This window comes from Prevotella pallens, assembly GCF_900454935.1.
Lineage (GTDB): Bacteria > Bacteroidota > Bacteroidia > Bacteroidales > Bacteroidaceae > Prevotella > Prevotella pallens.
Genome location: NZ_UGTP01000001.1, coordinates 324,075 through 337,068, shown reverse-complemented (window position 1 = coordinate 337,068; position 12,994 = coordinate 324,075). Strand labels below are relative to the sequence as shown.

Here is a 12,994-nt window from a genome sequence, read left to right as displayed (position 1 = left end):
AAGCATATAATTATCGTATCACCAACACCTTGCAATACTAATTTTATTGCGTAACGAAACAGGCTCTATTATAAAACTATGCAGGAACAATCGTTCGTACTTGTGCTTTGTTTTATAACGCAAAACAACTTTAAAAGTAAACTCATCTGCCTTATATGGTTATTTCTTAGCAATAGTTTGCATAACAAGTAAAGCAATATTTAGCAATAAAAATAGGTGTGCTCAACTGATTGTCTGAACACACCTACTCTTCTATAAATCGCTTTAGCAATATAACATATTATGCACCGTGGAAAAGATATTCAGCTTGTATATCCTTTGTTAGCTGAGTGAAGATTTTTTCTTGCAGACGATCGGCAAGTTCCATACCTTTTATAAGTATGCTGTCTGAAAATTCCTGCAGCATATCTTTGGCACGTAACGGCTGTGTTTTGTAAATTCGCAGATATTCTTCTTCCATTTCGCGCTGTCGTTGGTCGGTTTCTGCCTCAAACTTCAGGTAAGCTTCCTTTATAATGGGTGCATATTTGTTGTAGTTCACCATACCTAAAGTCATTACCTTACGGAATTTCCAATACGCAGAATCTACACTCGCCTCGTTTGTTCCCTTCGTATAAGCTTCAGGATAAGAGGTTATGCCTTGATAGAGCGGAAGGAACAAGCCGAGATCTGCCATTCCCATAGCCACATAATTTACACAGCCAATTGCCTGTGGAAGTTCAGGACGAACTTGCAAAATGTGGGTTTGAGTGGTGCGGAAGATTGATACCGGACGATAAGGTTCTTTCGGATTGCTGTGCAAATAAGGGTCATGCTCCGTGTTATCGTAGTGGAAGCGGAAAGCGCGGCGCATGTCTGCAATGCTGATAGACTGTTCAGCTTTTGCATAAACTGGGAAGGTGTTCTTAGTAACATCGTTCTTTATGCTGGGCGAGAACATTTTTTGTAATCCCCATACACGTGGATAGTTGTAAGTGGTGTCGAGCTTTATGTCGCGTGCGTAAACCTCGTGAAAATCGAATTTCCCTTTCTTTGGGTCGTACAATCCGCAGTTTTCAGCAAATTCCAGCAAGTCGTTAGATGCCATGTAGTTTTCTGAGTCTAACGGGTCGTAATCGCGGAAGCGGCTCTGGTTGCCTGTAACAAAATACTTATCCTTTGGCATACGACAAGCCAACCAACGGTGTCCGCATGCAGTTTCCAAGTACCATATTTCCTTATTGTCTACAAAGCCTATACCGAACCCTTCGGCAATACCATGTTTCTCAATCAACATACCTAACCGTTCTACTCCTTCGCGCGCTGTGCGAACGTATGGCAATACAACATTGAATACAGCGTTTTCAGCAACTCCTGTCTCTACAAGCGGATCGAACTTCAGCACTGCATCGCTGCTGAAGATGCTTTCAGTAGCACTCATACCCACGCCTGCCGTGTTGAAACCTGCGCTTCCCCAATGGTTTGGCAGGCAATAAGGTGCCAAAGCGCCATAACCTAAGGCTTCTTTAGGAAGTTCGCACCGAAATGGACTGTCTTTCGCTACATACTCCGTTGCACCTTCGACGGTATCCTCGTAAATTTCATAGTTTTTGGCTTCCATAGCGTCCCAGTCTTCCGACCGTGCCACAATCATAGAGCCATCGGCTGTCATATCTTGTCCCACAATAATAGTGGTGCACTCTGATGGCAAACTGCTTGTCAATACTTTGTTTTCTTTCATAAATACATTTATTTTAAGATGTAACTTCGATAGGCAAATGTATGAAAAATAGTTGAATTGAGTGTATGCTTTTGTTGTTTTCTACTTAATTTACCTAATTGTAGGTAATTAGATTTTCAAAAACTAAACGCATATATGCTTTGTACCTATTTTCGTTTTTGCCTTACCAATATATTTATGTTACTTTTTCGTTACCCCACCATCTCTCAACTATCGTATATCTCGCTACACTCCATCGTTGAAATGGATAGACAGACTGAGAGATGGGCTTAAATATATTGATAATTAATTGTGAACACCTACTTAATGCAAAATAGTTGTATTGATTGTTTATACACAAACATTATATGAACATAAGATTGAATTGTTATGTATAGTACGATAAAATATGACGTCATATTTGTTCGTTTCAGATATCTATCAGTTGCGTTTCAGATATCTGAGACGAGAGCGACAGATATCTAAAATGCGACCAACAAACGAATGCGTTTCTGAAATCTTATTTTTGTCTCTGTAACTTGTTGTATTACATCTTCTTGTAACATTTCCCTTTCAGCTTATTCTAATTCGCTTTCCAAGTATGTGAGTGGCTGTATATCAGCCCACACATCTTGCAGGATATCGGGATAATAGCCTCCGATTATGTTATAAAATCTAAAATAATCAACAATGTAATTGATTATTACACTTTTGTGTAATGCATATATGCTTTATTACGTCTACATTTGCCTAAAATAATTATTTCGTTATGGAAGAAAGATACAGCAGAAACAGGCTCTACGTGAGCAAAAGAGAACAAAGCATCATCAAGGATTATAAGATATTCCTTGGTGGTGCTGGTATTGGCAGTATTATTGCTGAATGCGCTTTAAGATTTGGTTTCGAACATATCACTATTGTTGATGGAGACAAGGTGGAGGAAAGCAACCTTAATAGGCAGAACTATACAGAGAATGACATTGGCAGATACAAGGCAGAATGTTTGGCAGAGCGTTTGCAAAGTATCAATCCTGATGCGCAGATAGATTACCATACAGAGTTCTTGACTCCTGATAACATCGAAGAGATGCTGAATGGATATGATGTGGCTATCAATGCATTGGACTTTAAGGACGATACACCTTTTGTCTTTGATAGGATTTGCAAAGAAAGAAAAATCCCAGTACTGCACCCATACAACTTTGGTTGGGCTGGCTTTGTTACGATTGTAGACCCATTGGGGCATTCCTTATCTGAACTGACTGAAGAGCCAAAGGGATTTGAATTAAAGGTAGCTGAGTATGTTACCGGGCATGGGGCTTTCTGGAATCAACCTAAAGAGTGGTTGGATAAAATCGTTACTCAATATAGAGAAGAAAGCGAAATGCTACCACCTCCACAACTGTCCATAGCATCATGGATTGCAGCAGGCTTATGTACAACGGCAATGTATAATCTTGCTACAGGAAAACCTGTGAACTATTTTCCTAAATTCTATTTCTCTTCACTTTTGCCGTAAGTTATTATTTTCAGAAGAGTTTGTTTAAGGTAGCTCTTGAAATAGCTTCAGTGATATTCGCCACGCCTAATTTGTCAAAGGCGTGGCGTTTATAGGTTTTGATAGAATCTAACGAGCGGCACATTCTGTCCGCAATTTCCGTCATGGTAAGCCCTGCTGCTGACAACCGTAGCACTTCAAGTTCTTCTTCTTTTAAAGACACTCCTTCACACTCTTTCCATCGATGCCCCTCGAAAGAGTATTTCCAATAGTTTCTGAGCCCATTCTTGTGGAACTCTACATGCCCCACTGTTTTATGTGAAGATAGTGATACGACACACATACCAATCCATATCTTACCTTCGTCAGTTAATAGTATTGGAGTAAGCTGGTGATTAATCAACTTACTTTTTGTTCCACTCTTCAGATGAAAATGATATGACATAGAACATTGGTATTTATCAACATTGTCGAAAGTATCAAAGAACTTAAAACCACTTCTGTTCAACTCAACAAGCATTTTTTGCTCGTCTTCTGGTACATATTTCAAATAAAAACTATATCCCAATTCCTTCACCTCCTTTGCTGTATGACCACAAAGAAACAAAGGATTATCTGATACATAAAGAAATTCCTGCCTGTAATAGTCTATCAAGTAAACACTCTGATAGGTTACACGAGCAAAAGCCTCTACTGTATGAATCAATGTTGATAATACATTTGAATCGTAATCTGGTGCATTATGCACGGTGTTCGATGCTATAAAGAAATCTTTTATGTCTGTCATATATGCTAAACGTGCTAAGGTTCTCTGATATATTTCACTACAAAAGTACATTTTTAATGTGGAATACCGCAAAAAGAATACACAAAAGTGTAAAAAACAAAGAGAGAGGAGCAAATTTACACAAAAGTGTAATAGGTGATATTTGGATAAGAAGTAACTTTGCCGTATAAATCAAGAAACAAAAGAAATTATGAATACTAATAGTAAGATACGAAGCATATTAATTATAAAATTTCTTATGCTTTCACTTTGTACTTTTGCACAAATAAAAGGAATTGTAAGAGAAAAAGATAGTAATTTACCTATGGAGTTTGTAAACGTTACCCTTCTTTCTGCATCTGATAGTGCATTTATAACAGGAACCACTACGGACTCTTTGGGTATGTTTATAATTCCAAACACTATAACCAATGGTATTATAAAGGTAAGTTACATTGACTGTAAAACCCAATTTAGGCAAATAATGCCTAAAGACACCTTATATAACTTCTTCTTACAGCCCAATGAAAACATTCTAAAAGAAGTTATAGTAAAAAGAAAGACCTACTTACATACAGCAAAAGGTATTATTGCTAATATTGCTTCTGGTCCATTGAGTAAACTTGGTAATGGCTTAGATGTGTTATCTCATCTTCCCTTTATCATAAACAAGAATGGAAATATTAGTGTTTTGGGTAAAGGAAAGCCTTTAATCTTTATCAATAATAGATTGGTGCGTAATCTAAGCGAATTGAATCAAATAAATTCTTCTGACATAAAACGAGTAGAAATCATAACCAATCCTGGAGCTGAATATGATGCTACGATAAGTGCTGTGATAAAAATAATCACATCAAAACCAATAGGAGAAGGATTTGGTTGTTTGGCTAATGCAGGTTTAAGTATGGAGCGTAATTTGTCTCATTATAGTGGGCTAAACATAAAATATCGCAAGAAAGAATTTGACCTTTTTGCGGATTTACAATATAATCGAACATCATCTAAGGCTAAGCAGCTCTCGAATCGAAGTTTTTTAACTCAGCAGGTAAATGAGAACATAGATATGCAAACTAACGCTCTTTCTTGGAACGGATCAGTAGGACTTAATTACGAGCATAGAGATAAGTTAGCAATAGGTGCTATATACAAGTATACATCTTTACCCCATGAAACTTTCACAACTAATGATTATGTTGAAGTTAAATATATGGGACATCTTAAAGATTTTATTTCAAACGATAAAAGAAATTCTGTTACATACAGTCATTATATAAATAGTTATCTCTCTTATTATTTTACAAAAGACGCATATCTAAAGGTTGATTTTGATTATATGAATTCATCTAATGAGAGTAACCAAGATTATTCTTTTAATAGCGAGGAAATCCATTCAAAGAATCATAGTAACAATATGCTATATGCGTATCGTGCAAAGGTAATAAGTCCTTTATTTGGTGGGACTTTGACATCTGGGACAGATGGGGCATTTACTACAAATAAAAATCGCTATTCAATACTTGATGGTACAACCTTGCAAAATAGCCTATTACCTGCTTCCAATGTAGCTAAACAACAACTATATTCATTTTTCTCAGAATATGAAAAATCTTTTGGTACACACTGGGATATAAGTATGGGAATTAGGTTTGAATATATGAATTTTAATTATTATAACAATAGCAATAATTCAAAGAAGGATTCTCAGAAAGATAAAGGCTTTTATCCTTCTGCTGCCATTAATTAGTCATCCCTTAAAAACTATATTTCAGCATAAAGCCTGTACTGACAAGCTCTATGCTGATTCTTTTTATAAGGTACAAAAGAACTCTCATAGCTCTTTTGAAGTTATATGCTGCCGCAGCTAATAATACATTGATAGCATCTCCTTTCACACCTTTATAAAAGTTGCGAGATAATCGGTGGTCTGCTTTAAGATGTCCTATTGTTGGTTCTATACCTGCTCGTTTACAAAATAGTTTGTGTTTCTTTTTCTTTTGGTAGTAGCTGTCTTTAGCTTTAGGAACGTCTGGAATGAGTATCTTTGTCTTCCCAATCTGCTTTATACCTCTATACCCTCTATCTCCTGCTAACTTATCAACCTGCTTTCCTGTCATCCTTTGGGTTTGTTCCAATGTCTTTTCAATAGTATGTCCATCATATTCATTCCTAAAAGAACATGCACCAAGAATAAGTCCTGACCATGAGCGAAGAATAGATACTTTATTGCCAAACTCATATTGCTTATGCTCCTTACCTTTGCTGATACAAACTACATCTGGTTCGTGCAGAGAATATACTTTGTTCTTTGACTTCCTATTCTGAGAAAGAACTTTGTAATATAGCTCAAACATATTCTCATACCCTTTCTTTCCCCCAAGATTACGCTCTAGCTCTCTTACCAATCTTCCTGCTATGGTTCTTAGTTGTCTATCTGCCTTAAGAGCTTTCTTACGATTCTTGGGATGATTACGAAAACGTTGGGAACGGTAAATGCCTTTCAACGTACGCGTATAACTCTGTCGTAGAGGAAGACTCTTGTCATGAACTATCTTCAGAACGTTTTTGATTATCTTTTTATGCAACTTCGCATCTGTAGGATAGGTTATATTCTTCTCCTGTACAGTAGAATCAATGAAAGCAGTATCAAAATGATCTTCGTCATCATGGTCGGTATTAACGCGGATACTTTCTGCTAATATTAACTCCATACCTTCCTCGCCTATACGATTTCTGAAGTGAACTAACTCGGAAGCGTCACAGGGTTGTTTTGGCATAAATTCAAGTCCACCACAGAAATATTGGTAGTAAGCATTCTCGCTCCATTGAAAAACAACCATTTCATCCGACACATTACGCAAATGTTTTAAAATTAAAAGACCACACATCAGGCGAATTGGATGAGCCGGGCGACCGTTAGTGCTGCAATACAAAGGAGAAAAAGCATTTTCAAAACTCTCCCAATTAATCTTATTACTAAGTTGGAAAAGGGGATGTTGATGACTAAGCATATCCTCTAAGGAAGAGAACATAGAGAGCTGTTTGGATGTACGTTTAAGCATAAATATCTGCAAGAATTATAGTGTAAAGGTACAAAAACTTGCAGATATTTGCAAATAATTTATAGCATAATATACTATGAATCAGAGGATTTTTAGGTTTATAAGGGTAGACTATGTATTATTGCAGTCTAAAAAGAGTTGTTTCTGTATGATTAATAATTTTGAGCCATTATAAAAAAGGCTTAAAACTATTTTATGTTTCAAATATTACCTTAATTCCGCAGCATAAATCCTTGTGAGAACTCCAAGTGTCTGGGAAACAAAGTTCTCAAAACACTTGGATATGTCTGAAATTTCACCTATCTTGGTGCTGCAAACATAACAAGTAAGCAAAAATCTGACATGACAAAGGTAGCAATTAAAAACGAGAATATCATTTCTTTCGGTGGAATTTATCATATTATGGACGTTTTCTCAAAGTTGGGCTTTGAAAAACTTACCGAATCTGTATTGGGCAAAAACGTGGAAGTAGCGGCAAAGCATTCTGTTATGGAAGTATTTTTTGTGGTTTTTCATACTTCCCCATTGGTTTGGGTGGGGGATTTTATGCTTAGAAAAGACCCAAGAAACACCGAAGCATCTCATATTAACATATAGAGCCCCAAAAAAAGACATCTCAACATATAAAATTTTCTCACAAGAAAAAATACTGCGGAATTAAGGTAATAAAGAACTGTAATAAAGAACTATTGTGCACGGGCACAAATTAAATGTTGTAATTTTATGGTTAATTATAGTCTTATGTATGAAAATTTAGTGAATGGTTAACATTTAGTTCAAAATTATTTTTTAACTTTGCAAAATCGCAAAATACTCATAAAATGATAAAAAGAATATCACCTTGCCCAATTATTGATGCAACAATTCAGGTCAACTGTACATTTACAGTTGACCAAGACGTCGTCGTAGGGCTGATATACTCGTTGTTAGAAAACAAATTAGATAAAAAACTGTTACAATTAGAGAAACTTCCAATTTTAAATCTACCAGAAGATATACGGAGAAATGCCCCTGATTTAAAAGATAAGCCATGGTACAAAATAAATTGTGGGGAATATTATATTCTTATTGGACTATTTGGAATCGCTTTTGGGGTTAATGGGGCATATGCAGGTTGGGAATCATATAAACGATTTGCCTCAGAAGTATTTGGCACATTTAAAGATAACCTAATCAAAGGTGTTTCTGCCATAAATTTAAAATATTTGGACTTCTTCCGTGATGTGAATATTTTTGAGAAAATTAAATGTGAAATAAAAATTAATAATAATCAGATTACTTCTATTCCAACAATTTTTAGAACAGAACTACCTATTAATAAATTTGTTAAAGTATTGCAGATTACAAATGGCGTTCATGTAAAAAATAAAAATTTAAAAATAGATAATGACGGCTCTTTAATTGAGATTAATCTCCATACAAAGAATGTGTCAATAGACACTTTTGATAGTATTATAGAAGATGCACATGTTATCCAAAAGGAATCTTTCTTTGAACTTCTTACTGACGATTTTTTACATTCTTTTGAAGTAGAAGAATATGAATAAACCCGTTGGCGGAATTAATCAATAGATAAAATATCAGAAATATGAATGTAAAAAAGTTGCACATGTCGCTAAAAATCAGTAACTTTATGATAATCAACAATACTGTTATCTGCTTTAACTCCATGCACAACTTATATGCAAATTTCGTCAAAATACTTGAGATATGCAAGAAATTCTCCTACGGATTGGTTAATGACCTTGGAAATATTCCTCGTCGTGGTGTTGTCCCTCGCTTCTCTGACCTTGATGTCATAGCCCTGAGTCTGACAGCTGAGCATCTCGGCATTGACAGTGAGAATAACCTCTTTGACCGGCTGAAAGAATACCAAAAGGACTTTTGTCATCTCATCAGTCGTCGCCAGTTCAATGACCGTCGCAAGAACACATATCACCTGTGTGAAATGATTCGTAAGCGTATAGCAAAGGCAATGGATGGTGCAGAGGAATATTTCTGTGTAGATTCCAAACCGATAGAGGTTTGCAGACTCTCAAGAGGCAAACGCTGCAAGATGGGCAAGGACGAGCCTGATAAATCTCCAGCTTTTGGTTACTGCGCCACGCAAGGAGTATATTATTATGGTTATAAGTTGCACGCTGTATGCGGTTTACGAGGTGTTATACATTCATTTGACCTGACGGCTGCTAATGTTCATGATATACATTATATGAAGGATGTGAAGTTTGAATTTTCAGAGTGCAGTATTCTTGCTGATAGAGCTTATCTGAGTGCAGAACTGCAACAAGATCTGTTTTCATCTGCGCACATCAAACTGGAGGTTCCGTATAGATTAAACATGAAGACATGGAAGCCTGCTTTTAAACCTTATGCGAAGGCTAGAAAAAGAATTGAGACTTGTTTCTCTCAACTATGTGACCATCTCATGCTCATCAGGAACTATGCCAAACAGACCACAGGACTATTCGCAAGAATTACTGCCAAAATCAGTACGTTTACAGTACTGCAATACATTAACTACATAAACGACAGACCACTAGGACATGTCAAATATGCATTAAATTAATTCCGCCAACAAGTGAATAAGAATATTATTACAATGGGCTGCTTACTTATCTCATCCTCTGTTATTTCAGCATCAGAGGGGTTTGTAAGTTCGCCAAATATAGAATTTTATAGGGATGGTTTAAGAGTCAAAGTCAATAGTAATTACCCTAAGCCATTTTTATCTCAAAGAAGTAATATCTCAAACAGTGTAAACTCTCTATATCATTTTTTTGCATCAGCAGAAAATGATGTAAGTATACAAAGTGTTTTGTATAGTGAGCAAGAAGATGTAGACATCTTAGAGAAATTGGCAAAGATAATGGAAGCAAGTAAACCACTACCTTCCGAATTCTCAAAAGTTATAGACGACGATTTTTGGGACTTATTTTAACTATGGAATTAGAAGAAAATATCAAACGTTACCTTCCGCAATATTTGTCAGAAGACAAGTTGACTTCTTTAAAAAAGGAACTCAAAAACTTTGGAAATGGATATGACTCGGGTAAATATTTTACGAATATTCTAAATTCAGCCCCCAATCTATTTCAGGGAGATTGTGTCAAAGCCCAAGTATGGAATCTTCCTGATATAAAAAGCAGTGTGGAGAATGTTATTTTACTTTCAAATACTTGCGACATGGATATTAGTAATCTACGATTAAATCCGTGTCGTGTGATGTATGCTCCTATTTTTAATCTGGAAAAATATCTTCAAAAACTGAAAAACAAGAATTTTGAAAAAAATAAAATCGACAATCATATTAAAGATATAAAAAACCAACTTGTTTCTCAGATCCTATATTTGCCAACAAAATCGATTTTAGGATATGACAGCTTTGTCTTATTTGATAGAACAATAAGCATTCCTCTAACTTCAGAGATTGTTGATAACTGTACCAAAACAAGAAAAGTCTCCTTATCTAATTACGGTTTCTATTTATTCTTACTAAAGCTGTCCTATCACTTTACGAGGATTCAAGAGCATGTGGACAGAGATGCCAAAATATAAGTTACAACTTTTAGTGAGATTCTGTGTCGCAAATAAAAGGTTCTTCAGGAATTTGGAGTGATAAAACAGATAAAATAAAAAAGAAACCGCTGTAAATATTGTATATTTCCTTAATTCCGCAGCATAAATTCTTGTGAGAACTCCAAGTGTCTGAGAAACAAAGTTCTCAAAAAACTTGGATATGTCAGAAATTTCACCTATCTTGGTGCTGCAAACATAACAAGTAAGTAAAAATCTGACATGACAAAGGTAGCAATTAAAAACGAGAATATCATTTCTTTCGATGGAGTTTTTCATATTATGGACGTTTTCTCAAAGTTGGGCTTTGAAAAAACTTACCGAATCTGTATTGGGCAAACGTGGAAGTAGCGGTAAAGCATTCTGTTATGGAAGTATTTTTTGTGGTTATCATACTTCCCTATTGGTTTGGGTGGGGGATTTTATGCTTAGAAAAGACCCAAGAAACACCGAAGCACCTCATATCAACATATAGAGCCCCAAAAAGACATCTCAACATATAAAATTTTCTCACAAGAAAAAATACTGCGGAATTGAGGTATTATTTAATTCAGAATTTTTTTAATTACAAATTCTGAATTAATAATTATTTTTTTCTAACAAATAAATATTCTTTGTGCCTGGTGTTTAAATGCAACGCCAATGGTGTTGGAAAATACAGGTGTTTTAGGCAGTCTGTATCTCTTTATTGGCTTACTCAAAAATACAAAATTCTTGGTAGCTTTCGTAAATATGCGAGGTAAAATAAAGAAACGCCTTAACAGGCTTTGCGCACAAAATTTCTTTTGCTGTCACTTCTGTCATTCGAAGATTGTTTGTAATGAGTTGAAAAACAATTAACTACAGCAAATGTTAAAAATGACAGCAACTGTTTTTCAAACTTATAGTAGTATATAGAGTTTCGGCAAATTCTCTATTCACGCTGAATGGTAACGAAGACAAATATCAGGGTATCTGCGCATGAATGAGGGCATAGAGGTGTCACACCTATCCATCTATAACATCATCCACAATGACACGACAGGGAAACCACCAAATACTTAGGTGTGCCAGTGTACTTCGCTGACCCATATTGTTCATGGCAAAATGGAGCTGTTGAGAATACAAAAAAATTAATCAGGCAGTATATACCTAAAAAGGATTCGTTTGATAACTATACGGACAAGAGAATTATGTCCATACAAAAGAAATTGAACGAAAGACAAGAGAAAAATTAAACTTTTCTACTCCAAAGTGCGAGTTCTTTAAACACCTTTTGTAATTTTACACTTGCTGGTTGACTCTGCGATATGTCAAAGAAATCCACTTCCCCGTGATTTTTCTTGCTAAAAAGTTTGTATTATCAATGATTATTCGTATCTTTGTAGCACGAGAACCCGCCAAGCCTCTCAACGATGCTCAAATGTGCGGGTCGTTTTTTTATAGGTATATGGCAGTAAAAATTACGTTTATAAAAACATATTCCACACCCCATGAGTTAGTGCAGCTACTCAAAACAAGAGGTATGGAGATAACCGATGAGGAAAAGGCTCAGCATTATCTTTCCCACATCGGTTACTATCGTTTGTCTGCCTATATGTACCCATTGCTTTCCATTCCCAAGGAGCAACATCTATTCAAGCGAGGAGTATCTTTCGGTAAGGTTATGATGTTGTATCGCTTTGACAAGAAGCTACGCCTACTTTTATTCAATGAAATTGAAAAGATAGAGGTCGCAGTGCGTTGTGCAATCGTGAACTTTGGAACGGAAATGACAGGCAACCCTTTTTGGATGACTGAAGCCAACAATTTCTCAAATCCGTCCAAGTTCAATCGCTCTATACGTCTTATAGAAGATGAACTGAACCATACAAAAGAGGATTTCATCAACCATTTCAAAGAGACATATACCAATCAGTATCCACCTTCATGGATGCTGACCGAGATATTGCCATTTGGTGTAATCACTAATATTTATTCTAACATCAAGAATAAGAAGATAAAGAAGCGTATTGCACAGTCATTTGGCTTGCAAGTTGCACCTTTTGAATCTTGGCTTACCATTATCACTGTAACAAGAAACTCATGTTGTCATCATGCACGTGTATGGAATAGGGTATTCTCTATTCGTGCTACCATGCCAATTAGAATGTCACGTCCTTGGATTACCTTGCCGACAGATCCATTGAAAGTGTACTTTGATATGTGCATCATCAAGTACTTTCTTGACATCATATCTCCAAATAACGATATGCTTGATAAGATGAACAGACTTTTTGCTACGTTTCCAGAAGTAGATATAGCTGCCCTTGGTTTTCCTTCTGGTTGGGAAAACCAACCTCTGTGGCAATAAAAGGCATTTGGAGTGACTACTAACCATCTCACATCGCCCACATTTTCGTAATTTCGGTGTGACA

Annotated in this window: 10 protein-coding genes and 2 pseudogenes; 9 read left to right on the top strand and 3 right to left on the bottom strand. The window is 36.0% G+C overall.

All coding sequences use genetic code 11. The features are described from left to right. Positions 1–280: 280 nt before the first annotated feature. Positions 281–1,720, bottom strand: a complete 1,440-nt coding sequence (locus DX009_RS01405; protein WP_115082772.1) for a C69 family dipeptidase — start codon at positions 1,718–1,720, stop codon at positions 281–283. A gap of 748 nt (positions 1,721–2,468) precedes the next feature. On the opposite strand from DX009_RS01405, the gene DX009_RS01400 reads away from it, so the two are divergent. After that, on the top strand, positions 2,469–3,218 hold the full coding sequence (locus DX009_RS01400) for a ThiF family adenylyltransferase (protein WP_115082771.1): 750 nt from the start codon (positions 2,469–2,471) through the stop codon (positions 3,216–3,218). A gap of 10 nt (positions 3,219–3,228) precedes the next feature. On the opposite strand, the gene DX009_RS01395 is transcribed toward DX009_RS01400, so the two are convergent. Beyond that, positions 3,229–3,984, bottom strand: coding sequence for a helix-turn-helix domain-containing protein (locus tag DX009_RS01395; protein ID WP_115082770.1), 756 nt, complete (start codon positions 3,982–3,984; stop codon positions 3,229–3,231). Between the two features lie 190 nt (positions 3,985–4,174). Between DX009_RS01395 and DX009_RS01390 the strand changes: the two genes are divergently transcribed. After that, positions 4,175–5,707: a peptidase associated domain and porin domain-containing protein gene (locus DX009_RS01390; protein WP_115082769.1), complete on the top strand. Its 1,533-nt coding sequence runs from the start codon at positions 4,175–4,177 to the stop codon at positions 5,705–5,707. Positions 5,708–5,714: 7 nt separating this feature from the next. Here the strand turns inward: DX009_RS01390 and DX009_RS01385 are convergent, their stop codons facing one another. Next, positions 5,715–7,022 (bottom strand): IS5 family transposase, encoded by a 1,308-nt coding sequence (locus DX009_RS01385; protein WP_115082696.1) that lies wholly within the window; start codon positions 7,020–7,022, stop codon positions 5,715–5,717. Positions 7,023–7,364: 342 nt separating this feature from the next. Between DX009_RS01385 and DX009_RS01375 the strand changes: the two are divergent. From DX009_RS01375 to DX009_RS01335, 7 genes and pseudogenes are all read left to right on the top strand, one after another. Beyond that, positions 7,365–7,561: pseudogene (locus DX009_RS01375) on the top strand (hypothetical protein); the annotation flags it as partial. A 282-nt stretch (positions 7,562–7,843) separates the two neighbouring features. Further along, positions 7,844–8,569 (top strand): TIGR04255 family protein, encoded by a 726-nt coding sequence (locus tag DX009_RS01370; RefSeq protein ID WP_006043849.1) that lies wholly within the window; start codon positions 7,844–7,846, stop codon positions 8,567–8,569. Between the two features lie 62 nt (positions 8,570–8,631). After that, entirely contained in the window at positions 8,632–9,591 is a 960-nt protein-coding gene (locus DX009_RS01365) for an IS982 family transposase (protein ID WP_115082768.1), read from the top strand. A gap of 33 nt (positions 9,592–9,624) precedes the next feature. Next, on the top strand, positions 9,625–9,963 hold the full coding sequence (locus DX009_RS01360; RefSeq protein ID WP_115082767.1) for a hypothetical protein: 339 nt from the start codon (positions 9,625–9,627) through the stop codon (positions 9,961–9,963). 2 nt (positions 9,964–9,965) lie between these two features. Continuing rightward, positions 9,966–10,580 carry a hypothetical protein gene (locus DX009_RS01355; RefSeq protein ID WP_115082766.1) on the top strand — a complete coding sequence of 205 codons (615 nt, stop codon included), beginning with the start codon at positions 9,966–9,968 and terminating at the stop codon, positions 10,578–10,580. A 1,064-nt stretch (positions 10,581–11,644) separates the two neighbouring features. Then, positions 11,645–11,878, top strand: a pseudogene (locus DX009_RS13800) (transposase); the annotation flags it as partial. Between the two features lie 149 nt (positions 11,879–12,027). Beyond that, complete coding sequence (locus DX009_RS01335) at positions 12,028–12,930, top strand: Abi family protein (protein WP_115083790.1); 903 nt, start codon at positions 12,028–12,030, stop codon at positions 12,928–12,930. The last annotated feature ends 64 nt before the right edge of the window (positions 12,931–12,994 follow it).